Source organism: Pseudomonas sp. CC6-YY-74 (assembly GCF_002025205.1).
Classification (GTDB): domain Bacteria; phylum Pseudomonadota; class Gammaproteobacteria; order Pseudomonadales; family Pseudomonadaceae; genus Aquipseudomonas; species Aquipseudomonas paeninsulae.
This window is the reverse complement of sequence record NZ_CP019947.1, coordinates 2,449,119-2,474,532: the sequence shown is the minus strand read 5'-3', so window position 1 is coordinate 2,474,532 and position 25,414 is coordinate 2,449,119. Positions and strand designations below refer to the sequence as shown.

At 64.1% G+C, this 25,414-nt stretch carries 18 protein-coding genes and 1 pseudogene; 11 read left to right on the top strand and 8 right to left on the bottom strand.

Annotation, left to right across the window (positions count from 1 at the left end; all coding sequences use genetic code 11):
• Positions 1 to 103: 103 nt before the first annotated feature.
• Positions 104 to 1,021, bottom strand: a complete 918-nt coding sequence (metR, locus tag B2D37_RS11325) for a transcriptional regulator MetR (RefSeq protein WP_079202782.1) — start codon at positions 1,019 to 1,021, stop codon at positions 104 to 106.
• 198 nt (positions 1,022 to 1,219) lie between these two features.
• On the opposite strand from metR, the pseudogene metE reads away from it, so the two are divergent.
• Positions 1,220 to 3,525: pseudogene (metE, locus tag B2D37_RS11320) on the top strand (5-methyltetrahydropteroyltriglutamate--homocysteine S-methyltransferase).
• A 105-nt stretch (positions 3,526 to 3,630) separates the two neighbouring features.
• Here metE and B2D37_RS11315 read toward each other — a convergent pair.
• Positions 3,631 to 4,545: a LysR family transcriptional regulator gene (locus tag B2D37_RS11315; protein ID WP_079202781.1), complete on the bottom strand. Its 915-nt coding sequence runs from the start codon at positions 4,543 to 4,545 to the stop codon at positions 3,631 to 3,633.
• A 154-nt stretch (positions 4,546 to 4,699) separates the two neighbouring features.
• Between B2D37_RS11315 and speB the strand changes: the two genes are divergently transcribed.
• The 6 genes from speB (at position 4,700) to B2D37_RS11290 (ending at position 11,969) form a co-directional block, all read left to right on the top strand.
• Complete coding sequence (gene speB / locus B2D37_RS11310; RefSeq protein ID WP_079202780.1) at positions 4,700 to 5,671, top strand: agmatinase; 972 nt, start codon at positions 4,700 to 4,702, stop codon at positions 5,669 to 5,671.
• A gap of 93 nt (positions 5,672 to 5,764) precedes the next feature.
• Entirely contained in the window at positions 5,765 to 7,273 is a 1,509-nt protein-coding gene (locus B2D37_RS11305) for an aldehyde dehydrogenase (protein WP_079202779.1), read from the top strand.
• 95 nt (positions 7,274 to 7,368) lie between these two features.
• Positions 7,369 to 7,542 (top strand): hypothetical protein, encoded by a 174-nt coding sequence (locus B2D37_RS23325; RefSeq protein WP_177345213.1) that lies wholly within the window; start codon positions 7,369 to 7,371, stop codon positions 7,540 to 7,542.
• 3 nt (positions 7,543 to 7,545) lie between these two features.
• Positions 7,546 to 9,027 carry a cytosine permease gene (locus B2D37_RS11300; protein ID WP_079202778.1) on the top strand — a complete coding sequence of 494 codons (1,482 nt, stop codon included), beginning with the start codon at positions 7,546 to 7,548 and terminating at the stop codon, positions 9,025 to 9,027.
• Positions 9,020 to 10,705 (top strand): choline dehydrogenase, encoded by a 1,686-nt coding sequence (betA, locus tag B2D37_RS11295; RefSeq protein WP_079202777.1) that lies wholly within the window; start codon positions 9,020 to 9,022, stop codon positions 10,703 to 10,705. The genes B2D37_RS11300 and betA overlap by 8 nt, the downstream gene beginning before the upstream one ends.
• Before the next feature lie 274 nt (positions 10,706 to 10,979).
• The gene (locus tag B2D37_RS11290; protein WP_079202776.1) at positions 10,980 to 11,969 is read left to right on the top strand and encodes an alpha/beta fold hydrolase; all 990 of its coding nucleotides are present in this window, start codon (positions 10,980 to 10,982) and stop codon (positions 11,967 to 11,969) included.
• A 243-nt stretch (positions 11,970 to 12,212) separates the two neighbouring features.
• On the opposite strand, the gene glpD is transcribed toward B2D37_RS11290, so the two are convergent.
• Complete coding sequence (gene glpD / locus B2D37_RS11285; protein ID WP_079202775.1) at positions 12,213 to 13,754, bottom strand: glycerol-3-phosphate dehydrogenase; 1,542 nt, start codon at positions 13,752 to 13,754, stop codon at positions 12,213 to 12,215.
• Positions 13,755 to 13,947: 193 nt separating this feature from the next.
• Positions 13,948 to 14,706 (bottom strand): DeoR/GlpR family DNA-binding transcription regulator, encoded by a 759-nt coding sequence (locus B2D37_RS11280; protein WP_079202774.1) that lies wholly within the window; start codon positions 14,704 to 14,706, stop codon positions 13,948 to 13,950.
• A gap of 97 nt (positions 14,707 to 14,803) precedes the next feature.
• Here B2D37_RS11280 and ybaK point away from each other — a divergent pair, with 97 nt between their 5' ends.
• Both ybaK and glpK read left to right on the top strand, forming a co-directional pair.
• A complete protein-coding gene (gene ybaK / locus B2D37_RS11275) occupies positions 14,804 to 15,274 on the top strand; it encodes a Cys-tRNA(Pro) deacylase (RefSeq protein ID WP_079202773.1) in 471 nt (156 codons plus the stop codon).
• Positions 15,275 to 15,376: 102 nt separating this feature from the next.
• The gene (gene glpK, locus B2D37_RS11270; RefSeq protein ID WP_079202772.1) at positions 15,377 to 16,864 is read left to right on the top strand and encodes a glycerol kinase GlpK; all 1,488 of its coding nucleotides are present in this window, start codon (positions 15,377 to 15,379) and stop codon (positions 16,862 to 16,864) included.
• A gap of 220 nt (positions 16,865 to 17,084) precedes the next feature.
• Here the strand turns inward: glpK and B2D37_RS11265 are convergent, their stop codons facing one another.
• The gene (locus B2D37_RS11265) at positions 17,085 to 17,867 is read right to left on the bottom strand and encodes a type IV pili methyl-accepting chemotaxis transducer N-terminal domain-containing protein (RefSeq protein ID WP_079202771.1); all 783 of its coding nucleotides are present in this window, start codon (positions 17,865 to 17,867) and stop codon (positions 17,085 to 17,087) included.
• Between the two features lie 200 nt (positions 17,868 to 18,067).
• A complete protein-coding gene (locus tag B2D37_RS11260; protein WP_079202770.1) occupies positions 18,068 to 19,297 on the bottom strand; it encodes a hypothetical protein in 1,230 nt (409 codons plus the stop codon).
• 342 nt (positions 19,298 to 19,639) lie between these two features.
• Here B2D37_RS11260 and B2D37_RS11255 point away from each other — a divergent pair, with 342 nt between their 5' ends.
• On the top strand, positions 19,640 to 20,446 hold the full coding sequence (locus tag B2D37_RS11255; protein ID WP_079202769.1) for a PhzF family phenazine biosynthesis protein: 807 nt from the start codon (positions 19,640 to 19,642) through the stop codon (positions 20,444 to 20,446).
• A gap of 57 nt (positions 20,447 to 20,503) precedes the next feature.
• Here the strand turns inward: B2D37_RS11255 and B2D37_RS11250 are convergent, their stop codons facing one another.
• Together B2D37_RS11250 and argF are read right to left on the bottom strand one after the other, a co-directional pair.
• Complete coding sequence (locus B2D37_RS11250) at positions 20,504 to 21,613, bottom strand: ABC transporter ATP-binding protein (protein ID WP_079202768.1); 1,110 nt, start codon at positions 21,611 to 21,613, stop codon at positions 20,504 to 20,506.
• Positions 21,610 to 22,530 (bottom strand): ornithine carbamoyltransferase, encoded by a 921-nt coding sequence (gene argF, locus B2D37_RS11245; RefSeq protein ID WP_079202767.1) that lies wholly within the window; start codon positions 22,528 to 22,530, stop codon positions 21,610 to 21,612. The genes B2D37_RS11250 and argF overlap by 4 nt, the downstream gene beginning before the upstream one ends.
• Positions 22,531 to 23,038: 508 nt before the next feature.
• Between argF and B2D37_RS11240 the strand changes: the two genes are divergently transcribed.
• Positions 23,039 to 25,147, top strand: a complete 2,109-nt coding sequence (locus B2D37_RS11240) for a molybdopterin oxidoreductase family protein (RefSeq protein ID WP_079202766.1) — start codon at positions 23,039 to 23,041, stop codon at positions 25,145 to 25,147.
• Positions 25,148 to 25,414 lie beyond the last annotated feature (267 nt).

Here is a 25,414-nt window from a genome sequence, read left to right as displayed (position 1 = left end):
ATCCGGGGAAATGGTATGTCCGCCGGAGCCTAGCTGGCTACCGTGGTAGGGCGGGTGTAACCCGCCAGGGCAGGGGCACGTGCAAGACCCTGCGGCTGCGGGCTCAGCGCGCCACGCTGACCCCTTCCAGATTGGCGAAGGAGGTGTCCTTGGCGGTGAGCAGGAAGTCGCGCATAAACGGCGAATCGAGCATGTCGGTGCGGATGCCGGCGTAGAGGGTGGCGAACAGGCCTTTGTCGCCCAGGCGCTTGGCCGTCACGTAGCCGCGCGAGCTGTATTCGTGCAGCGCCCAGTTGGGCAGGCCGCAGACGCCGCGGCCGCTGGCCACCAGTTGCATCATCATCACCGTCAGCTCCGAGGTGCGCACCTGGGCCGGCTCGACGTCGGCCGGTTCGAGGAAACGGGTGAAGATGTCCAGGCGGTCGCGCTCCACCGGGTAGGTGATCAGGGTTTCGGTGGCCAGGTCTTCGGGCTGGATAAAGGACTTGGCGGCCAGTGGGTGCTGGTTGGCCACCGCGAGCATGGCCTCGTAGGTGAACAGCGGCACATAGGTGATGCCGGCCAATTCCAGCGGGTCGCTGGTCACCACCAGGTCGAGGTCGCCACGGGCCAGGGCCGGCAGCGGGGCGAAGGAGAAGCCCGAGGCCAGATCCAGCTCCACCTCCGGCCAGGCATCGCGGAACTGGTCGATGGTCGGCATCAGCCACTGGAAGCAGCTGTGGCACTCGATGGCCATATGCAGGCGCCCGGCGGTGCCACCGGCCAGCCGCGCCAGATCGCGCTCGGCGCCGCGCAGTAGCGGCAGCACCGCATCGGTCAATTGCAGCAAACGCAGCCCGGCACTGGTGAAGCGCACCGGCTTGGTCTTGCGCACGAACAGCTGCATGCCCAGGCGCTCCTCCAGCTCCTTGAACTGGTGCGACAGCGCCGACTGGGTCAGGTGCAGGCGTTCGGCGGCGTCGACCAGGCTCTCGCTTTCGCGCAGGGCGTGCAGGGTTTTCAGGTGGCGCAATTCGAGCATGGCGGCCTCGGCGGCAGGGTAGGGTGGATGTGGCTTAACCCATCCATCACGGGAGGTGTTTGCACGTGCTGGATGAAAGCAGGGTCATCCAGCCTACATGAGTAAAACTATAGATCAAGACGAATATGTTGAGTTTGTCTCACGATGCAGGCTTGCGGAGAATACCCACCATCTTGTTTATCTATGGAGCGTTTCGACATGGCCCTGTCCCATTCCCTGGGTTTCCCGCGTATCGGCGGCGACCGTGAATTGAAGAAAGCCCTGGAGGCTCACTGGACGGGCGAGCTGGACGAAACCGGCCTGCGCGCGGTCGGCCGCCAGCTGCGCGCCGCCCACTGGCAGCTGCAGAAGGACGCCGGTATCGACCTGCTGCCAGTCGGCGACTTCGCCTGGTACGACCAGGTGCTGACTCACTCGCTGACCTTCGGTGTGATCCCCGAGCGCTTCCGTCCGCACAGCGGTAAGCCGACCCTGGATACCCTGTTCGCCATGGCGCGGGGCGTTAGCCACAACAGCTGCTGTGGCGGTGCCCATGCCCAAGAGATGACCAAGTGGTTCGACAGCAACTATCACTACCTGGTCCCCGAGTTCAGTGCCGACCAGCAGTTCCAGCTGAGCTGGGAGCAACTGTTCGAGGAGGTCGATGAGGCGCACGCCCTCGGGCACAAGATCAAGCCGGTGCTGATCGGCCCGCTGACCTACCTGTGGCTGGGCAAGGCCAAGGGCGCTGCTTCTGAGGCCGATAGTTTCGACCGACTGGATCTGCTGGAAAAGCTCCTGCCGGTCTACGGTGAGATCCTCCAGCGCCTGGCCGCTCAGGGTGTGGAGTGGGTGCAGATCGACGAGCCGATCCTGGCGCTCGACCTGCCGCAAGAATGGAAGAATGCCTTCGAACGCGCCTACAACCTGCTGCAGCGTGAGCCGGGCAAGAAGCTGATCGCCACCTACTTCGCCGGCCTGGAAGACAACCTCGGCCTGGCCGCCAACCTGCCGGTCGACGGCCTGCATATCGACCTGGTCCGCGCCCCCGAGCAGTTCCCGAGCATTCTCGATCGCTTGCCGGCCTACAAGGTGCTGTCGCTCGGTGTGGTCAACGGGCGCAACGTCTGGCGCACCGATCTGGAAAAAGTCCTGGCCATCCTGCAACAGGCGCAGGAGCGCTTGGGTGATCGCCTGTGGGTGGCGCCGAGCTGCTCGTTGCTGCACAGCCCGGTCGACCTGGGCCGTGAAGACCAACTGGATGCGGAGCTGAAAAGCTGGCTGGCCTTCGCCGTGCAGAAGTGCGAGGAAGTCGCCCTGCTGACGACTGCCCTGAATGACCCGCAGAACGCCAAGGTGCAGGCCGCGTTGGCGCAGAGCCGCGCCGTGCAGGCCAGCCGCGCGCAGTCGCCGCGTATCCACAAACCGACGGTGCAGGCGCGGTTGGCGGCCATTACCGCGGCCGACAGCCAGCGCCGTTCGCCGTTCGCCGCACGCATCGAGCAGCAGCGCGCACGCCTGCAACTGCCGGCGCTGCCGACCACCACCATCGGCTCCTTCCCGCAGACCGCCTCGATCCGCCTGGCGCGTCAGGCGTTCAAGCAGGGCAAGCTGTCGCCCAGCGATTACACCGAGGCCATGCACCGCGAAATCCGCCATGCCGTCGCGGTGCAGGAACACCTCGGGCTGGACGTGCTGGTGCACGGCGAGGCCGAGCGCAATGACATGGTCGAGTACTTCGCCGAGCAGCTCGACGGCTATGCCTTCAGCCGCTTCGGCTGGGTGCAGAGCTACGGTTCGCGCTGCGTCAAGCCGGCAGTGATCTATGGCGACCTGAGTCGTCCGCGACCGATGACGGTGGAGTGGACTCGCTACGCCCAGAGCCTCACCAGCAAGGTGATGAAAGGCATGCTGACGGGCCCGGTGACCATGCTGATGTGGTCCTTCCCGCGGGACGACATTTCCCGCGAGCAGCAGGCGCGGCAACTGGCGCTGGCGATTCGTGACGAAGTGGTTGACCTGGAAGCGGCCGGGATCAAGATCGTGCAGATCGACGAGGCGGCGTTCCGCGAGGGTTTGCCGCTGCGCCGGGCGCAGTGGCAGGACTACCTGGACTGGGCCACCGAGGCCTTCCGCCTGGCTGCCTGCGGCGTGCGCGACGCAACGCAGATCCACACCCACATGTGCTACAGCGAGTTCAACGACGTGATCGAGTCCATCGCCGCCATGGATGCCGACGTGATCACCATCGAAACCTCACGTTCGGATATGGAGTTGCTGCAGGCCTTCGAGGCCTTCGATTACCCCAACGATATCGGCCCGGGGTCTATGACATCCACTCGCCGCGGGTGCCGGACAGCGCCGAGATGCTCAAGCTGCTGCGCAAGGCGGCGCAGCGCATCCCCGTCGAGCGTCTGTGGGTCAACCCGGACTGCGGCCTGAAGACCCGCGCCTGGGCGGAAACCGAAGCGGCGCTGGTGAATATGGTGGCGGCGGCGCGGCAGCTGCGCGGCGAGCTGGCCTAGCAGCCTGACAGCATGCACAAGGCGACCCACGGGTCGCCTTTTTTCTGCTCAAGCCATGCCCGGATCAGCTGGGCGCCGGACGAGGCGCAGCGGTTGCTGCGGTTTTCAAGCGTGATTGGCGGTGGGTGAGCAGGTCGCCAGGTCTTCGAGGAAGGCGCGCAGGATCGGTGGCGCGGCCATGCCGCGCCGGGTGATCACGTCGAATGGTGACATCAGCTGCAGTTGGCTTGCCGCCAGTTGGCGCATGTCGCCGCTCTTGACCCATTGCGCGGTGAAGTGCACCGGCAGGAAACCGAGGTAAGCACCGGAGATGATCAGGATGGCCAGGGCCTCGATGTTGTCCACCGTCGCCGCCGCCTTGCTCACGCCCAGTTGCTCGAGGTCATAGTGCTGCATGTAGCCGCGGGCGACGATGCGGCTCGCGCGGATTTCCTCGAGCAGCTTGGCGCCTTCGGCCTGGCTGGCGAAGAGCGGGTGGCGGCGACCGCAATACAGCCCCAACGCCTCCTGGTAGAGCGCCGAATACGACAGCCCGGGCACATGGATGGGGAAGTGCCCCACCGCCAGGTGCAGGCGACCGTCGAGCACGCGCTCCTCCAGTTCCGCCGGCGCGCCTATATAGACGTTGAGATGCACGTCATGCCCGCGGGAGACGAAGCGCTGGGTGGTGCGCGGCAGCGGCGAGTCGGGATCGGTGATGGTGGTGTCGATGATGCCCAGGTTGAGCTGGCCGCTGATGTGCTGCTTGAGCACGTCGGCATCCAGGCAGAAATTCTCCACCGCCCCTAGTAGGCGCAGGGTCGCCTCGTGGACCGCCACGCCTTGCTCGGTCAGGTGAAAGCCGCTGCGCCCGCGCTGGCAGAGCTTGACCCCGAGGCGGGTTTCCAGATGACTCATCTGTTCGCTGATGGTCGACTGGCCGGCATTGAGCGCCGCCTGGGCCGCGGAAAAGCCGCCGCACTTGACGATGGTGGCGAAGACCCTGAGTAGTTTCAGGTCGACATCATGCAGTTGGATCACCCAAACCTCCGGTATCGCGATACATCGGGAACGCCGATATGAGTATCTGATGTTCAGGATTTTTTCCAGAAAAAACTGCGCCCATAGTCACTCCAACGGCGAATGCCTAGTCGCTTCGCCACTCACTAATAACAAGAGTTGGAGACGCCTGAACATGTCGAGTAACAGTTACGAGTCCGGTCGCCTGAACCTGCCGTTCGTGGGCCATTGCACCTTTGCCAAATCGCCGGTCTGCACCGACTGGGAGGCCATCGACGCGGATGTCGCGGTTCTCGGCGCCCCGAATGACATGGGCACCCAGTGGCGACCCGGCGCGCGCTTCGGCCCGCGTGGGATTCGCGAGGCATCGACGCTGTTTTCCTTCGGCCATGCCGGCGCTTACGACCATGAGGACGACGTGCTCTATCTGGCCGCGCAGGACGTGCGCATGGTCGATGTGGGGGATGCCGACATCGTCCACACCGACATGCACAAGAGCAACGCCAATATCGAATTCGCCGTACGCAAGATTCTCCAGGCCGGGGCGATGCCGGTGGTGCTGGGTGGCGACCATTCGATCCATGCGCCGGTGATCAAGGCCTACGAAGGGCACGAGCCGATCCACATCATTCACTTCGACGCGCACCTGGATTTCGTCGATGAGCGCCACGGCGTGCGCTATGGCCACGGCAACCCACTGCGCCGCGCTTCGGAAATGGACCACATAGTCGGCATGACCCAGATGGGCATCCGCAACGTATCGTCTTCCAATCGCGATGACTATGAAGCTGCCCATGCAGCCGGCTCGAAGATTCTTTCGGTTCGCGATGTCCGCCGCCTCGGCAGCGAGGGCGTACTGGATCTGATCCCGCAAGGCGTCAACTACTACATCACCATCGACATTGATGGCTTCGACCCCTCCATCGCGCCCGGCACCGGCACGCCCAGCCATGGCGGTTTCCTCTACTACGAGGTGCTGGAAATCATCCAGGCACTGGCCAAGCGCAGCCAGGGCAAGATCGTCGGCATGGACCTGGTCGAGGTCGCACCGGCCTACGATCCGGCCGGGGTCACCTCGATTCTGGCCGCGCAACTGCTGTTGAACAGCATCGGTTTCATCTTCCACGAGCGCGCCCGCGCACGCTAACGCCTGCAACAATCCCCGTGCCCGGCGCGGGCACGGGGATCATCGAACAATGAGTGGCGGCCCTGCCTGCAGGCGGCGCCCGAGGAAATCACAGTGGACATCAAGGTCAAACAGTATCTGCAGCAATTCGGCGTCAGCGAAGCCACCCAGCGCTTCCTCAGCAAACCGCACAAGCTGTTTATCGGCGGGGCCTGGCTGGATGCCGCCGATGGCGGCAGCGCCGAGGTGATCGAGCCTGCCACCGAGGGCGTGCTCGGGCGCATCGCGATGGGCACCGCAGCTGATCTCGACCGCGCCGTGCAGGCTGCCCGTGCGCAGTTCGATGGCGGCACCTGGCGCCTGCTCAAGCCGCTGGAACGTGAGCGTTTGCTGCATCGTCTGGCCGACCTGATCGAAACCAATGCCGACGAGCTGGCCGAGATCGAATCGATCGACGTGGGCAAGTCGGTGGCCCAGGCGCGCGCCGTGGACATCCAGGGCACCATCGACACCTTCCGCTACTTCGCCGGCTGGGCCAGCAAGATCCACGGGCGTACCGTCGAGCCGTCGCTGCCCGGCAACTACCTGGCCTATACGCGCAAGGAGCCGGTGGGCGTGGTCGGGGTCATAGTGCCGTGGAACTTCCCGCTGCAGACCATGGCCTGGAAGCTCGGCGCGGCCCTGGCGGTTGGCTGCACCGTGGTGGTCAAACCGGCCGAGCTGACTTCGCTGTCGGCCCTGCGCTTCGCCGAGCTGGTGCAGCAAGCCGGCATCCCGGATGGCGTGGTCAACATCGTCAGCGGGCGCGGCAGCGTGGTCGGCGCGGCCATGGCCAGCCATCCGGGCATCGACAAGCTGAGCTTCACCGGCTCGACCCCGGTCGGTTGCAGCGTGGGCAAGGCGGCCCTGGACCAGATGAAGCGTCTGACCCTGGAGTTGGGCGGCAAGTCGCCGGTGATCGTCTTCGCCGATGTCGACCTCAAGGCGGCCGCGCAGGCGGTAGCCAACGGCGTATTCTTCAACTCTGGGCAGGTGTGCGATGCCGGTACCCGTGCCTACATTCATCGCAGCATCTACGCCGAGTTCCTGGGCGAACTGGCCGCCTACACCGCCAGTCTGAAAATGGCGCCGGGCCTCGATCCCGATTGCTTTATCAGCCCGCTGGTGTCGCGCCAGCAGCAGGAACGGGTGCTCGGCTATATCGAGGCCGGCAAGGCCGAGGGCGCCGAGGTCTATTACGGCGGCGCGGCCGTCGAGGGGCCTGGTTACTTCGTCCAACCGACCATCTTCGCCAACTGCCGCAACGACATGCGCATCGTCCAGGAGGAAATCTTCGGTCCGGTGCTGGTGACGGCGCCGTTCGATGACGAAGAGGAAGCGCTGGCGCTGGCCAACGATTCACCGTTTGGCCTGGCCGCCGCGCTCTACTGCAACGACCTCGGTCGCGTACACAGCCTGATTCCGCGGCTGCGCGCCGGCTCGGTGTATGTCAATGCGCACAGCACCATCGACCCGTGCATGCCCTTCGGCGGCTACAAGCAGTCAGGCTATGGCAAGGACCTCGGCGCCGAACAGCTCGATTACCTGCTGGAGACCAAGGCGGTGTGGATCACCCTGCCATGAACTAAGGAAAGCAACAGACCACCGGCATAACGCCAAGCGTCATGCCGGGACACATCGGGTAGCCAATAACAAGAGCCATACGAGGTTATGTCCAGATGAACAGTCAAGCCGAAAGCGTACGTGCGCAAGACCTGGAACGACGCATTCGCGTCTATGAGGAGATGGAGCAAGCCAATAATTGGCCGGGGGCGCTGAGCGCCATCGACTACCTCGCAATCACCCTGATGACGCTGGTGCTGGTCACCGGTTTCTACCTCTGGGGGTACTGAGCCATGGCCACGTCAAAACCCGTCGATATCAGCCTCGAAGCCGAACGCGGCGATACGCCGCTGCTGCCCAACGAACGCATGTGGGGCTTCTGGGAGTTCACCTACGCCAACTCGGCCCTGGCCATCGCCACCTGGGCCTTCCTCATCGGCGGCGCCACCGCGCTGTTCGTCGGCGTCAGCGAAGGCATCGCCGCCATCGTCATCGGCAACATCCTCGGCGTGCTGCTGGCGACCTTCGCCACCTGCGTGCCGTGCGGCAAGTACGGCACCGAGCAGTTCACCTTCCTGCGCAGCATGTTTGGCAGCAACGGCAGCCGTCTGGTCTATGTGCTGGCAGTGGTGTTCCTGACCATGGGTTGGCTGGCGGTTCTGGGCCTGATGTTCGGCCGCTCGATCGATGGCCTGACCGGCCTGCTGAGCGAGCATCAGACCGAGCCGACCGGGCTGCTGGTGCTGCTCTCGGGTTTCTTCGCGATAATCTTGGCCGGCTTCGTGGTCGCCAGGGGCCCCACCTCGATCAAGGTGTTCAACACCATAGTCGCCCCGGCGCTGGTGCTGATCATGGGCGCGATGCTCTACCTGATCCTCAGCGAACGTAGCGTCGCCGAACTGCTAGCCCTGCCGGCCCTGGACGCGCCCTTCGCCGACAAACGGGTCAACTTCATGATCGCGGTGGAGGTGAACATGGCGGCGGGCCTGTCCTGGTGGCCCTATATCGGCAACCTGGCGCGTCTGAGCAAGAACCAGCGCACCGCATTCTGGCCGAACATCATCGGCATCTTCGGCGCCGCGGTGCTCGGTGAGGTGGTCGGCCTGCTGGCGTCCGCCGCCCTGGGCGACAGCGACCCGACCATCTGGATGACCCATATCGGTGGCCTGGCGTTCGGCGTCATCGCCTTGGGCTTCGTCGCCTTCGCCAACGTCACCAGCATGATCAACATCCTCTACACCTCGATCGTCGGCCTGCGCCAACTGGCCGGCCAGAAGCTCAGGGAGATGCGGTGGGAGCTGCTGGTGGCGCTGTTCTGCGTGGCGCCGGCGATCATCGTCTTCGTCGCCCCGGGAATCTACGACGGCTTCTTCATCTTCCTGGTATGGACCTCGGCGCTGAACAGCGCGCTGGCCGGCATCGGCATCGCCGATTACTACTTCCTGCGTCAGCAACGGATGAACCTACGGCACATTTATGCGCCCGAGGAGCAGTCGCCGTACCGCTACTGGAAGGGCTTCAATCCGATTGCGCTGCTGGCGCTGGTAGTCGGCGTCGGCGTCTACGTGCTGTTGTTCAACCCGCAGACCCTGGCCAATACCTCGTTGTTCAGCTTCATCTCCGCCTCGCTGCCGTCCTGCCTGCTGGCCGGGGTGGTGCATTACGGGCTGACCCGCGCATTCGCCGCGCGACTGGGCTGGGGCGCCTATGCGCCACGCGGCAGCGTCAAGCCCACTTCCCTGAATCTCAATACACAGGGCTTGAGCAATGATTAAGCGATACGACTACATCATCATCGGCGCCGGTTCGGCCGGCTGCGTGCTGGCCAACCGCCTGAGCGAGGATGCCGACACCTCGGTGCTGGTCCTGGAATTCGGCGGCAGCGACCGCAGCGTGCTGATCCAGATGCCCAGCGCCTTCTCGATCCCGATGAATACCAAGAAGTACAACTGGCGTTATGAGACCGAGCCGGAGCCCGGTCTCGACGGCCGGCGGGTGCATTGCCCGCGGGGCAAGGTGCTCGGCGGCTCATCGTCGATCAACGGCCTGGTGTATATCCGCGGTCATGCCTACGACTTCGATGAGTGGGAGCAGCTCGGTGCGCACGGCTGGGGCTATCGCAACTGCCTGCCGTACTTTCGCCGCGCCGAGCATTATGAGGCCGGCGGCGACGCCTACCGCGGCGATAGCGGGCCGTTGCACACCAACAACGGCAACCATATGCGCAACCCCTTGTACGGCGCCTGGGTCGAGGCCGGCGCGGAGGCTGGCTACATCAAGACCGCCGACTGCAACGGCTACATGCAGGAAGGCTTCGGCGCCATGCACATGACGGTCAAGAACGGCGTGCGTTGTTCCACCGCCAACGCCTACCTGCGCCCGGCCATGGATCGGCCGAACCTGACCGTGGTGACCCAGGCCATGACCCGGCGGATCATCCTCGACGGTAAGCGCGCGGTGGGCATCGAATACGACCACGGCGGTCGCACCCAGCAGGTTTTCTGCAACCGCGAGATCCTCCTGGCAGGCGGACCGATCGGTTCGCCGCATCTGCTGCAGCGCTCCGGCATCGGCCCGGCGGCGGTACTCAATCAGGCCGGGGTGGCGCTGCAGCACGAGCTGCCCGGGGTCGGCGAGAACCTGCAGGATCACGCGGAGGTCTACATCCAGTTCGGTTGCAAGCAGCCGCTGACCCTCAACAGCAAGATGGACCCGCTGAGCAAGCTGCTGATCGGCCTGCGCTGGCTGCTGTTCAAGGACGGTCTGGGCGCCACCAACCACTTCGAAGCTGGTGGTTTCATCCGCTCCGAGGAGGGGCTGCGCTGGCCGGACATCCAGTTCCACTTCCTCCCGGCGGCGATGCGCTACGACGGCAAGAAGCCGATCAAGGGCCACGGCTTCATGGTGCTCACCGGGCCGAACAAACCCAAGAGTCGCGGCCATGTGCGGCTACGTTCGGCCGACCCCTACGAGCATCCGCGCATCCAGTTCAACTATCTGGAGCGCGAGGAAGACCGCGCGGGCTTCCGCCGCTGCGTGCGCCTGACCCGCGAGATCATCGGTCAGCCGGCGATGGACGCCTTCCGCGACGGCGAGATCGCGCCGGGGCCATCCGTGCAGACAGACGCGCAGATCGACGCCTTCGTCCGCGAGAACCTGGAGAGCACCTACCACCCCTGCGGCACCTGCCGCATGGGCGAGGACGAACTGGCGGTGGTCGACTCCGAGCTGCGCGTGCGTGGCCTCGAGGGGCTGCGGGTGATCGACTCCTCGGTGTTCCCCACCGAGCCGAACGGCAACCTCAACGCGCCGACCATCATGCTCGCCGAGCGGGCGTCCGATCTGCTGCGCGGGCGCGGCATGCTACCGGCTGCGGATGTGCAGGTCGGCTTGGCCGCCAACTGGGAAGCGGCGCAACGCAGCCGGGCGCCGCTGCGCAAGGTGGGCGTCTAACCCCGTCCGGTAGTGCGCCTGGGCTTGATCGGGCAGGCAAGGTGGCGATGCCGGGGCCGAAGCCCTTTCACCGAGCTATCCAGCGGAGTTGGCACGTCGCTGCTGGGTGTTGTCCATCTCGACGAACTGAGTCTGCTGCAGGCGTCCATGGCAAGACGCCGCCTGTAGCGACCGCTCGACAAGATTCATCAAATTGTCATGGTTGTGTGGCAGCGCGCTCGCCTGAATGTCAGCAAACTCGCGTCTCAATGGGGTTCTGCGTTTCGGTGTTTCTATGCGTGTGTTGATTTTTCTGGCCGTGCTGCTTTGCGGCTTGGCTGTTTTTGCCAGCGAACGTTGTGATGTCCGGGCGCCGACCGTCAGGGTCGAACTGGGCGAGGTGCAACTGGCCTATCAAAGCATCGGCCGCGCCAGCGATCCGGCGTTGCTGATGGTCATGGGGCTCGGTGGGCAGTTGATCCACTGGCCGGACGAGGTGGTCGCGCGCCTGTGCCAGCAGGGCTTGCGGGTGATTCGTTTCGATAACCGCGATGTCGGCCTGAGCACCTGGGTTCAGGCTGCGCCGCCGGCCAATCTGGTCTACCAGGCGCTGCGCTACCGGGTCGGTTTGTCGGTGGCGGCGCCGTACCGGCTGCTCGACATGGCCGGCGATGCCCTCGGCCTGATGGATGCCCTCGGCGTGCGCCGCTTCCATGTGCTCGGCGCCAGCATGGGCGGGATGATCGCCCAGCATCTGGCCGACCTGGCCCCCGAACGGGTGCAGAGCCTGACCCTGATCATGACCAGCTCCGGCGCCCAGGGCCTGCCAGCGCCAAACCCGGCATTGCTGGCCTTGCTGGCCGAGCGCGAAGCGCCAAACCGCGAAGTGGCACTCGAACAGCAGGCTGACCTGCTCGCCGCATTGGGCAGCCCGATGGTCAGCGACGATCGCCAGGCACTGCTGCAACAGGCCGAGCTCGCCTACGACCGCGCCTTCAATCCCACGGGGGTGGAACGTCAGTTGCTGGCAATTCTCGCCGAACCGAGCCGGGTCGCACTGCTCAACCGTCTGCGCGTGCCGACTCTGGTGGTGCACGGCACCGCCGATCCGCTGCTGCCGGTGATGCACGGCGTGCATGTGGCCGCGCATATCAAGGGTAGCGAGCTGAAGCTGATTCCCGGCCTGGCCCATCGGTTCCAGGAGGCGTTCAAGGAGCCATTGCTGGCAGCGGTGCTGGCGCATTTACGAGCGCATCGCCAGGATGGGCATTGGGCGCAGTTGTAGCGCGGGGCAGGGCCAAGGACGGCTGAGCGGATCATCTGCGCCCTGAGAACGGGGCTTCTCGCGAAGCCATCCCCCAGCGTCTGGCTGTATCCGGCACAACAGACGGACTGTCCGCTATGTTCCTGCGTTCCTGCGCGGCTGGCGTCTCGGTCCGTCCGCCCCAATAATTCGCGTCGAAAAAAAGCCCCGCGTCTCGGGCGATCGGCGGGGCAAAGGGAATTGCAATTCAGGGTGCGCAGGCAATCAGGTGGCGTGGGCATCTTCCGGGCTGTGCGGCGCATGCACGCCCAGGTAGCGGCTCAAAAGCGCCTGCTGTGAGGGCGTCATGAACAACCCCAGCTTGCTCCGCCGCCAGAGGATATCGGCGGCGTCGATGGCCCATTCGTACTGGCACAGGTAATCCACTTCGCGTGCATACAGGCCGCCACCCAGGTGTTCGCCGAGGTCGCTCTGTTGTTGCACGCCCTCGAGCAGCAGCCAGCTGCGGCTGCCATAGCAACTGGCCCAACGCCGGGCGAGGGTGGTTGGCAGCCAGTCGCAGCGGGCGCACAGGGCTTCGACCATGGCGCTTTGGCTTTCCAGGTTTTCCGCGCCGGGGAGCAGGGCGGTGGCGGTCCAGCACGGTTTCATCTGCGGGAAGTGCGGCGCCAATTGCGCCAGTGCCGACTCCGCCAATTTGCGGTAGGTGGTCAGCTTGCCGCCGAATACCGAGAGCAACGGCGCCTCGCCCGGTTGGCCGGACAGCGCCAGGGTGTAGTCGCGGGTGACGGCGGAAGGCTGGTCGGATTCGTCGTCGCACAGTGGCCGCACCCCGGCGAAACTGTGCAGGATGTCGTCGCGGCTCAGTTGCCGTTTGAAGTGGGCGTTGACCACCTGCAGCAGATAAGTGGTTTCCTCATCGCTGATCGCCACCTTGGCCGGGTCGCCGGTGTATTCGCGGTCGGTGGTGCCGATCATGGTGAAGCGGTCGAGGTAGGGGATGGCGAAGACGATGCGGCGGTCTTCGTTCTGCAGGATGTAGGCCTGATCGCCGTCGAACAGCTTCGGCACGATGATATGGCTGCCCTGGATCAGGCGAATCCCATAGGGCGAATCCTGCTTGAGATCCTCGCGGATAAAGCGTGCCACCCAGGGGCCGGCGGCGTTGACCAGGGCGCGGGCGCGGATCGAGAACAGGCTGCCATCGGCGCGCTCCAGGTGGATATGCCACAAGCCCTTGCTGCGCCGTGCGCTGACGCAACGGGTGCGGGTGTGCACATGGGCGCCCTGTTCGCGAGCGGCCATGGCGTTGAGCACCACCAGGCGGGCGTCGTCGACCCAGCAGTCGGAATATTCGAAGCCGCGGGTGATCTCGGCCTTCAGCGGGCTGCCCGCGCCGAAACTCAGGCTGCGCGAGCCCGGCAGCTTCTCGCGCTTGCCCAGGTGATCGTAGAGGAACAGGCCGGCGCGAATCATCCAGGCTGGGCGCAAGTGCGGACGGTGCGGCAGGATGAAGCGCAGCGGCTTGACGATATGCGGCGCCTTGGCCAGCAGCACTTCGCGCTCGGCCAGGGCTTCGCGCACCAGGCGGAACTCGTAATGTTCGAGGTAGCGCAGGCCGCCGTGGATCAGCTTGCTGCTGGCCGAGGAGGTGTGTTCGGCCAGGTCGTCCTTTTCGCAAAGGAACACCGACAGGCCGCGGCCGGCCGCGTCGGCCGCGATGCCGACGCCATTGATGCCGCCGCCCACGACCGCCAGATCGTAGACTTCGGCGAGAGGGGCAGTGTGGTTGGAGAGCGTAGGCATGGCAGCACCGTAATGTCGAAAGTGAACTTATTGATGTTCAGTTTCGAAAATATGCTAGTCGAATATGCACAGCTTCGCCACCCCAAAGCGCGCTTTCGTGCCGAGTGGTCGTGAAGTTTTCTTGGGGATGGGTTGCCGTGTTCAGGGGTTGTGAATATATCGAGCGCAGTCGGCGAGCGTTTTTCAGGGTTGCTCAGGCCAGGTCCAGATGCACCTTGTTCTCGGCCAGCAGGCGGCTGATCGCCGCAGAAGGCGCGGCGTCGGTGAAGACTCGATCGACCAGGGTGATCGAGCCCAAGCGGACCACGGCATTGCGCCCGAACTTGCTCGAGTCGGCGGCGAGAAAGACTTGTCGCGCGTTGTCGATAATGGCCTGGGAGACCCGCACTTCCTGGTAGTCGAAGTCGAGCAGGCTACCGTCTTCATCGATGCCGCTGATGCCGACCAGGGCGAAGTCGACCTTGAACTGCTGGATGAAATCCACCGTCGACTGGCCGACCACGCCGCCGTCGCTGCGCACCGTGCCGCCCGCCACTAGAACCTCGAAATCCGCCCTGGTGCTGAGCTGGGCGGCGACGTGCAGATTGTTGGTGATGACCTTCAAACTCTTGCGTTTGAGCAGCTCGCGAGCAATCGCTTCGGTGGTGGTGCCGATGTTGATGAACAGTGAGGCGTGGTCGGGGATATGCGCGACGATGGCCTCGGCAATGCGTTGCTTCTCCTCGCGCATCTGCCCGGCGCGCATGGCGTAGGCGGTGTTCTGGGTGCTCGAGGCTTCGCTGGCTGCGCCGCCATGGGTGCGCCGCAGCAAGCCCTGTTCGGCCAGCTGGTTGATGTCGCGGCGGATGGTCTGCGGGGTGACGGCGAAGGCCTGGGCCAGTTCGTCGATACTGACGTAGCCGCGTTCGCGGGCGAGGTTGAGAATGTCGTGTTGGCGTGGTGCCAGGGTCATGGGGGCGATCCTTGTTGTGCACGGCATTATAGGCTGTCGTTCGGTAAATTTTCGGCTAAGGTACGCAGACTTCATCAGATTGTTTTCACATTCGAACATGACTCCTGCCATCGACCTGCTGAAAAAAGCCCAGGCTGCCCACCGGGTGCACAGTTACAGCCATGATCCCAAGGCCGCGTCCTATGGCCTGGAAGCGGCGGAAAAACTCAATCTCGAGCCGGCCCGGGTGTTCAAGACCCTGCTCGCCGCGACTGAAAAAGGCGAGTTACTGGTGGCAGTAGTGCCGGTGGCCGGCAGCCTCGACCTGAAAGCCCTGGCCCAGGCCGCCGGGGTGAAGAAGGCCGACATGGCTGAACCTAATGCCGCGCAGCGTGCCACCGGCTACCTGCTCGGCGGGATCAGCCCGCTGGGGCAGAAAAAGCGTCTACGCACGTTCATCGACGCATCGGCGCAACAGTATCCGAGCATCTTCGTCAGCGCCGGGCGGCGCGGGCTGGAGGTGGAATTGGCGGCTGAGGTGCTGGCGCAACTGACCCAGGCGCCATTCGCGGCCATCGGCCGGCAGTGAGTCGCGCCGCAACGTGCTGGGCTTCACGCCGCTCAGCCGGCGCGGCCCGACCGCCACTCACTCCGCTTCAATTGCAACTGCCATAACAACAAGGAAATCCGCATGTCCGATTACCTGCTCGCAATCGACCAAGGCACCACCAGCAGCCGCGCCATCGTCTTCAACGCCCAGGGCTTGCCGGTGGCGCGGGCGCAGCAGGAGTTCAAACAGTACTTCCCGCAGGACGGCTGGGTCGAGCATGACGGCGAGGAACTCTGGCAGAGCACTCTGCAGGTGTGCCGTGAGGCGCTGGCCCAGAGTGGTCTTGAGGCCAGCCAGATCACCGCTATTGGCATCACCAATCAGCGTGAGACCACCCTGGTTTGGGACGCCACAACCGGCATCCCTATCTATCCGGCCATCGTCTGGCAAGACCGGCGCACCGCCGATTATTGCGCCGAACTCAAGGCCGCCGGCCATGAGGCGGCGGTGACGGCCAATACCGGCCTGCTGATCGATCCCTATTTCTCCGGCACCAAGCTGCGCTGGGTGCTGAATAACGTGGCCGGCGCGCGTGAGCGGGCCGAACGTGGCGAACTCCGCTTCGGTACGGTGGACAGTTTCCTGCTGTGGCGCCTGACCGGCGGTAAATCGCACAAGACCGATGCGACCAATGCTTCGCGCACCCTGATGTTCAATATCCACACCCAGCAATGGGATGCGCAGATGCTTGAGCTGCTGGAGATTCCGGCCAGCCTGCTGCCCGAGGTGCTGGATTGCGCGGCAGACTTCGGCACCCTCGAGGCCGAACTGCTCGGCGCGGCTATTCCGGTGCTGGGCATGGCCGGCGACCAGCAGGCCGCACTGATCGGCCAGGCCTGTTTCCAGCCGGGGATGGTCAAGAGTACCTACGGCACCGGTTGTTTCATGATCCAGAACACCGGCGCCACTGCGGTGGCCTCGAAAAACCGCTTGCTCACCACCGTCGGTTACCGCCTGGATGGCAAGGTCACCTATGCGGTGGAGGGCAGTATCTTCGTCGCCGGCGCGGCGGTGCAGTGGCTGCGCGACGGCATCAAGCTGATCAGCCATGCGCGTGACAGCGAGGCCCTGGCCGAACAGACCGGCGATGCCTGTGGAGTCTACCTGGTGCCGGCGTTTACCGGCCTGGGCGCGCCTTACTGGGACCCCAAGGCGCGCGGCGCGATCTTCGGTCTGACCCGCGATACCGGGATCAAGGAGATCGTCACCGCCGGCTTGCAAGCGGTCTGCTACCAGACCCGCGACCTGCTCGAGGCCATGCGCCAGGACGGCGCCGCCGAACCCAGCGCGCTGCGGGTGGATGGCGGCATGGTGGAAAATAACTGGGTCATGCAGTTTCTCGCCGACATTCTCGGGGTGCCGGTCGAACGGCCCGAGATCACCGAAACCACTGCCCTTGGGGTGGCCTATCTGGCCGGACTCAAGGCCGGCGTGTACCGCGACCTCGACGAGATCGCCGGCCATTGGCAGCGTCAGCAGCGCTTCGAGCCACGGATGGACCCCGAGCACCGCAGCAAGCTGTATCACGGCTGGCTGGATGCCGTGCAGCGGGTACGCAGCGAGGGCTGAGGGGACGATCAACTACGGATATGAGCGGCAGGCTCGGGCAACTAGCTTCCCGGATTGCAGCCGGACTACGGAATCTGGGTGGATGACAGCTCTATCATCCACCCTCGGCATTGATGGCTGGATCAAGCGTCATTCACGACCCCACAGGCCTTGTACATCGACATGAGGTCAACAGGGCTGTGGCCGTCGTGCCTATCCCCGAAACCAGCCGCCGACCGGCTCAGGAGCCCGCCTGCATCACCCCTTCATACTGGCTAGTCAGCTCATTCATTTGCCACAGCAGGGTTTCGCTGGTGGTGGCGATCACCGTCGGCACGAAGCGCGAGTCGTTGGACAGATTGAAACCGGCGCGGGTGAAGCGCCATTGCGCTTCGGCCTGCTGCAGGCCCTTGGCAATGGCCGGGGTGTTCTGTCTGGCCTGCTGCAGCTCCTGCAGGGCCTGGTCGAATTCATCCACCGCCTGATTGAACGACTGCTCCAGGCCGGCGACCGGCAGGCGCCAACTCATGGCCAGGTAGAGTTTGGCGATGCGCTGGCTAAGCATGCGCTGGCGGCCGCTGCGGTTGACCAGGCGGGCGCTTTGCCCGCCGCTGTGGCGCTCGAGCAGTTGCACCACCTGTTCGCTCTGCGCCAGCAGTTGGTCGCTGAGTTCCAGGATGACCAGCGCCTGCTGTTTGTCCGGGCGTGACAGTGCCAGTTCGCGGTAGCGCTGCCAGGTCTTGCCGGCGTGCTCCAGGGCGCTGCGAATCGGTGCGGTGGGGGCGTATTCGCCGAGGGCCAGGTAGTTGCTCTCGAATTTGGCGATGCTCTGGTCGAGCTGCTGTTCGGCCCGGTCCGGGCGCACCTCGGCGCCGATCATCAGGTAAGTCTTGGCGATACGCTGGCTGAGCATGCGCTGCATGCCGGACAGGTTCATCGCTTCGGCGGCGTTGATGGCCGCCCAGCTCGGCGGGCTGAGCAGGGCGAGACCGAACAGCAGGCCGGCAATAATGGCGTTGAGCATGGGAACGTCTCCTTGAGGCCCGCGACGACTGGCGCCGCGGGCGCAAGCGCAAGGCCGTGGCCTGCCTGCGCGGTGGTGAGCGGAGGGGATATCCGCGCAGTTCGCGGCTCAAGCCGCTCCTACAGGACGATACGATCATCCAGGCAACGCATAACTGCAGCAGATCCACGGGAAAGGCCCCGCACAGCGGGGCCTGGTCGTCAGTAGCTGTATTGCAGTTGCGCCCAGAACTTGTCGCTATCCACAGAGAACTCATCGGCATCGTAGCTGGCGTATTTCACCAGGCCGACCAAGCCCTTCACGCCCGGAATCGGGTGGGCGTAGGAAACATCGATCTCCGAGCCGTAGTTGTTGCTGCCACGCTCGGCGCTGAAGTCGTGGTACCAAGCCGCCAGGTTGCCGCCGAGCAGGGGGGCAGTAAAGCCGACGTAAGCGTCCTCGACGCCATTGGCCGGGGTCAGCAGGAAGATGTCGGCCCAGCCCTGGAAAGCGTGCTTGGTCGCCAGCGGGGTCTGGAAGGCGCGGTTGCCCGACCCCGAGTCGCCACCGAGTACTTCGTAACCGGCTTTCAGCGCGATGCCCTTGAGCGTGTAACCCAGTTCGCCTAGGTAGTAGTCGCTGTCCAGTTCCAGCGGGTTGTCGGCGTAATCCTTCTGCTGGGCGTATTCCAGGGCATAGCTGACCCCGGCTACGGCGCCATTGAGGCGTACACCGCTGGTCTGGCTCGATTGATTGCCCAGCGCCAGGTTATCCAGGCCGAGGCGGTACTGGTAGGCGGTGGCGATCAGCTCGGGCATGACCACGTACTGGGCATTCAGCAGGTGGCTGTGGCCTTCGATGTTGGCCGGGTTGCCCGCCGTGTCGAAGCGGCCGTTGCCGGGGCCGAAGATACTGTTGATGTTGTCGATGTAGGCGTAGGTCAGGGTCAGGCCGTCCAGCGGTTTCAGTTGGCCGAGCACGCCGTCATAGGTCTGCTCGTTCTGCCGCCAGGCGACGCCGCCGACGAAGCGTTGGTTGTCCAGGTTGATGCGCTGGCGGCCGACCACCGCGTTGCCCAGGCTGTGGTCATAGCGCAGCAGGGCCTGGTTGACTTCGCTGCCGTCCGGGTCGGCGACCACCGAGTAGTCGCCCTGGCCGTTGCGCGTGCTGTTGTAGCTGGCGTCGCCGATACGGCTGACGTTATCCGCCTCGATCAGGGCGGAGAGGCCGTACCACTTGCCGCTCTGGAAGCCGACGCGGGTGCGCAGGGTCTGGGCGTTGGCGTTGTTCAGCGCGTTGTCCTGGTCGACGTGCTCGTAGCGGTAGCGCAGGTCGAGGATCGGCTTGCCTGCCGTGATCAGCGTGCTCAACGGTTGAGTAGCGAAAGCGGCGTGGCTGAAGGTGCTGCTGGCGATGGCCAGGGACAAGAGGGAGAGCGTTATCGGGCGCATGGCATGCTTCCTATAATGGGCCAAAATCGCAAAAAAAAACGTCACAGTTCCCGCGGCTCAAAGGTGAGCGGGGCGCCGTGACGTCGTTGTCGGATGTGTGGCAGACACGCCATTGTGCTGACCGAAGCTGGTCAAAGCAGATGGCGTGCCATAATTTACAACTGCATGATTTTTATAGTGTTAATTGTTTTTTAATAACATTTTCGATCAATTTGCGCACCGTCCCTGTTCGTTGCGCATTGCTACAGTGCAGCTGTAATGCCTTTATCCGGGGCGACTGTAGCGGGTGCAATGCCGGCGGCCACGGCATGCTAGCCGTATCACATGCCAGGAGCTTCACCCATGCAACTCGAATTCCATCAGGTCGACGCCTTCACCAATCGCCCTTTCGCCGGTAATCCGGCCATGGTCTATCGCCTGGATAGCTGGCTCAGCGACGCCCTGATGCAGCAGATCGCCGCGGAACACAATCTGGCGGAAACCGCGTTTCTGCTGAAGGCGGGCGCTGCCTGGCATATCCGCTGGTTTACTCCGCTCGCCGAGGTGCCGTTGTGCGGGCACGCCACCCTGGCCAGTGCCCATGTGCTGTTCGAGTGCTATGCCGAGCCGGGTGAGCACATCGACTTTACGTGCTTGTCTGGCGCGCTACGGGTGAGTCGCGAGGAGGGCAGGCTGGTGCTGGATCTCCCGCTGCGCAGGGCCGAGCCCTGTGAGTTGAGCGCGCAGGTCGAGCAGGCCATGGGCATGCCAGTGCAAGGGCTATTGGCACTGCAAGGCCAGCAGGGCATTCAGGAGCTGCTGGTGATCCTGGCGTCGGAAGCCGCGGTGCGTGCGTTCGAGCCGAATTTGCCAGCCCTGGCCGAGTTGCCGGGTTTGGGTGTGCTGATCACGGCGCCAGGCGAACGGCATGATTTTGTCTCGCGATACTTCGCCCCGGCAATCGGTATCAATGAAGACCCGGTCACCGGTTCGACCCATTGCATGCTCACGCCCTATTGGGCAGAGCGCTTGGGCAAGACTGAGCTGAGTGCCTACCAGTGCTCGGCCCGTGGCGGCGAGTTGCACTGCCGGCTTGAGGGTGAGCGGGTCAAGATCGCCGGTGAGGCGCTGTTGGTGGCCAGCGGACGCTTGTACTTGAGCGAGGCTTAACGGCCTGAGCCCTTAGCGTAGGGGGTATATGGACGCCCTACGCGTTCTGGTCCGGACTCAGCTGGCGCTGCTGTAGCGGCGCACGCTGGAGTCGCCGAGGTTGATGTGGGCGGCGATGCTGCCAGGGACGGGGAACACCACCAGGTGGTCGGCTGCCACGCGAATGCCGACGTGTTCGCCAGTGCGGTGGTCGGCATGGCTGGGGAACAGCGATTCCAGCAGGCTGCCGGTGGCCAGTTGCAGGCGGTACAGGGTAGCGGCGCCGAGGAAGGTCTTGCCGACGATCAGTGCTTTCAGCTCGCTGTCCGGAGCGTAGACGATGTCGTCCGGGCGCAGCAGCACATCCACTGCGCTGCCGCTTGCCCAGGTGTAGGCGCGGTTGCCGCGAATCAGGCCCAGCTCGGTCTGCACCGTGTCCGGGCTGAGCAACTGGCCGCGAATGAAGTAGCCCTGGCCGATGAAGCTGGCGACGAAGGGGGTCAGGGGTTCGTGGTAGAGGTTGTACGGGGTGTCCCATTGTTGCAGCCGGCCTTCATGAAAGACGCCGACATGATCGCTGACGGCGAAGGCTTCTTCCTGGTCATGGGTCACCAGGATCGCACTGGTGCCACGGGCTTTGAGAATCTCGCGAACCTCGTGGCTCAAGCGTCGGCGCAACTCGCCGTCGAGGTTGGAAAAGGGTTCGTCGAGCAGCAGCAGGCGTGGCTCCGGGGCCAAAGCGCGGGCCAGGGCCACACGCTGTTGCTGGCCGCCGGACAGCTCGTGGGGATAGCGCTTGCTCAGGTGGCTGAGTTTGACCAGCTCCAGCAGTTCGCCGGTGATGCGTTCGCAGTTGGCCTGCTGGCGAATGCCGAAGGCAATGTTTTCCGCCACGCTCAGGTGTGGGAACAGCGCGTAGTCCTGAAACACCATGCCGATCCGGCGCTTCTCTGGCGCCAGGGTGAAACCGGCGCGGGAGATCACCTCGCCGGCCAGTTGGATCTCGCCTTCGAGCACCGGCTCGAAGCCGGCAATAGCACGCAGGGTAGTGGTCTTACCGCAGCCTGAGGGGCCGAGCAGGCAGCCGATGTCGCCAGCGTTGAGGTGCAGGTGGAGGTTTTGCACCACCTTGTGCTCGGGGTAACCGCAGCTCAAGTCACGCAGGTTCAGCAGCAGGGGCTGGCTCATGCGTGGTGGTACGCCGGCTCGACCAGAAACTCGAGCAAGGCCTTTTGCGCATGCAGACGGTTCTCCGCTTGGTCCCAGGCCGCCGAGCGCGGGTCGTCGAGTAGGTCTTCGCTGATTTCCTCGCCACGGTGGGCTGGCAGGCAGTGCAGGAACAGCACGTCTTTGGCGGCGGCATCGAGCAGGGCGCGGTTGACCTGATAGGGGGTGAACAGCTTGAGGCGCTCGGCGATTTCTTCCTCCTGGCCCATCGAGGCCCAGACATCGGTGCTCACCAGATGCGCGCCGGCGACCGCCTCGCGCGGGTCGCGGAAAATCGTCACCCGATCCTCGGCCTGAGCCAGGAATTCGGGGTGCGGCTCATAGCCTTCGGGACAGGCTACGCGCAGTTGGAAGTCGAATTGCTGCGCGGCTTCTATATAGGAGTTGCACATGTTGTTGCCATCGCCGATCCAGGCCACGGTCTTGCCTTTGATGCTGCCGCGCTTCTCGTGGAAGGTCTGCATGTCGGCCAGTAGTTGGCAGGGGTGCAGGTCGTCGGACAAGCCATTGATCACCGGCACTCGCGAACTCGCTGCGAACTCGGTCAGGGTGCTGTGGGCGAAGGTGCGGATCATCACCGCATCGAGCATGCGCGACATGACGATGGCCGCATCGCCGATCGGTTCGCCACGGCCGAGTTGGGTGTCGCGGGGCGAGAGGAAGATCGCCTGGCCACCCAGCTGGATCATGCCCGCCTCGAACGACAGGCGAGTACGGGTCGAGGCTTTCTCGAAAATCATCCCCAGCACGCGGTTCTTCAGCGGTTCGAACAGCACGCCACGGTTGCGCAAGTCCTTCAGCTCCATGCCGCGGCGGATCAGGCTCACCAGTTCTTGCGGTGTGCAGTCCTTCAGCGAGAGAAAGTGTCTTGCGCTCATGGTTAACTACCTTTTGACAGCAGGGCGCAGGTTCAAGGGCCGGATAAACAGAGAAAACGGCAGAACCTACGGCTGGGAGCCGCACAGTGCGACGAAACGGGAAAGGCGCGATCTTATAAGGAAATGCCACAGCATGCCAATCAGAGGTTGTAGCTGTGCGGCTCCGAGGAGGTTAGCTGCTTAGCTTGTAGCCATTGCGCACCATCTTGCCGATTTTCCAGCTTTGCAGTTCGGCCCTGGCGGGTACCGACCTGATAGTCGCACCGCGCTACGCAGTGAGCGTGGAGGATTATCTGGTGTACAAAAACCGTCAACCTCAAAGTGACCGACAACAAAGGCACCGTGACGGCTATCCGCTAAGGATTAGTTGTCTGCATGCCTGAATCGGCCGGCCTGATGCCGGCCGATTCATAAAACGAACGCTGCTGGTGCAGTTCTCTTCCAGTCGCCATAGTCATGTTCGTGCCGACCATTGCGGTCGTATTGAATAAGAATATGAGGCTAGGCCATGACCAAGACCCTCCATCACCGTGCGTGCCATCTGTGCGAAGCCATCTGCGGCTTGACCATCGAAACCGAAACTCAAGCTGACGGCTCAACGCAGATCCGTTCGATCAAGGGTGATGCCCATGACAGCTTCAGTCGCGGTCATATCTGCCCCAAAGCCGTGTCCTTACAGGACATCCAGAACGATCCGGACCGTTTGCGTCAACCGATGCGCCGAGTCGCTGGCGAATGGCAGGCGATTGAATGGGACGAGGCCTTCGACCTGGTCGCCGAACGCCTGAGCGAGATTCAGACGCAGCATGGGCAGAACGCCGTGGCGGTCTATCAGGGCAACCCAAGCGTGCATAACTACGGGTTGATGACCCACAGCAATTACTTCCTCGGCCTGTTGAAAACGCGTAACCGCTATTCCGCCACCTCGGTCGATCAGCTGCCGCATCACCTGACCAGCCACCTGATGTACGGCCACGGCTTGCTGATCCCGATCCCCGATATCGATCACACCGATTTCATGCTGATCCTCGGTGGCAATCCGCTGGCGTCCAACGGCAGCATCATGACCGTGCCAGACGTGGAAAAACGCCTCAAGGCGATCCAGGCGCGCGGCGGCAAGTTGGTGGTGGTCGACCCTCGGCGCAGCGAGACGGCGGCGATTGCCGACCAACATATCTTCGTCCGTCCGGGCCAGGACTCGGCGCTGTTGTTCGGGCTGCTCAATACCCTCTTCGAGGAGAACCTGACTCGCGTCAGCCACCTGCCGGTGGACGGGCTAGACGAGGTGCGCCAGGCCATCGCCGGCTTTACCGCCGAAACCATGAGCGCGCGTTGCGGTGTGCCGGCCGACACCATTCGCCAGTTGGCGCGTGATTTTGCGGCGGCCGACAAGGCCGTCTGCTATGGCCGCATGGGCGTTTCCACTCAAGCCTTTGGTACCCTGTGCCAGTGGCTGGTGCAGGTGATCAACCTGGTGACCGGCAATCTCGACCGGGTTGGTGGCGTGCTGTGCACCGAACCGGCGGTGGACCTGGTTGCGGCGACTTCGGGCGGGCACTTCAATCGCTGGCAGAGCCGGATTTCCGGGTTGCCGGAGTACAGCGGCGAACTGCCGGTGTCGGCCCTGGCCGAGGAAATGCTCACGCCGGGCGAGGGGCAGATTCGCGCGCTGGTTACGGTGGCGGGCAATCCGGTGTTGTCCACGCCCAATGGGCGTCAATTGGAGCGGGCGCTGGACGGCTTGGCGTTCATGCTCAGCATCGACTTTTATATCAACGAAACCACTCGCCATGCCGACCTGATTCTGCCGCCCACCGGGCCGCTGGAGCACGATCACTACGACACCACCTTCAATATGTTCGCCGTGCGCAACGTCACCCGGTTCAATGAGGCGGTATTGGCCCAGCCCGCGGGCACGCTGCATGACTGGCAGATATTCATCGGCCTGGCCAAAGCCTTTGCGGCGAAAACCGGTGGCGAGCTGAAACCGACCATGCCTCCCGAGCAGATGATCGATATGGGGCTGCGCGCGGGCCGCTATGGCGACAAGTCTGAGCACCGGCTGTCTCTGGCGGCATTGCGTGAGCATCCCCATGGCCTGGATCTGGGCGCGCTCAAACCGAATCTGGCTGGCCGGCTGAAAACCCCGAGCCAGGCCGTGCAGGCGGCGCCAGGCATTATCATGGCGGACCTGAAGCGCTTCGCCGGGCAAGTCGCGCCCGAGGCCGATCAGTTGCTGCTGATCGGTCGTCGCCATGTGCGCAGCAACAACTCCTGGATGCACAACTATCACCGTCTGGTGAAGGGCAAGCCGCGCCATCAACTATTGATGAATTCGGCGGATCTGGATCAGCGCGGGCTCGCCGATGGCCAGTTGGTGAGGGTGCGTTCGCGGGTTGGGACCATCGAAGTGGAGGTCGTCGCCAGCGACGAAATGATGCCCGGTGTGGTCAGCCTGCCCCACGGCTGGGGCCATGCGCGCCCAGGCGTGCAGCTGGCGATTGCCAGCGCACAGCCGGGTGCCAGCGCCAACGACCTGACCGATGAGCGCCAGCTCGATGCGCTGTCCGGCAATGCCGCGCTCAATGGTGTGCCGGTCGAGGTTTGCGCCGCCTGATAGCGGTAGCCTGGAGGCCATCCGCGCACTAGCCGTGGCACACCGGCATGGTGTCCGGATTACCGGCAGAGGTAATATAAGGACCCCGTAGGAGGCGCGTCCCGCGGCGGTGCAGCCCGCAAGGGCTGTCCCCGGACCAACGTTAACGCTTAGCCCGAGGGCGGGCCTCCTACAGGTACTGGTGCAATCTGGACCTTGCGCAAAGGCATAAGGTCTACCAGGCTGTCCGCGCTTCGCCAAGTCCGAGCATTACGCTCGGCTTTTCGT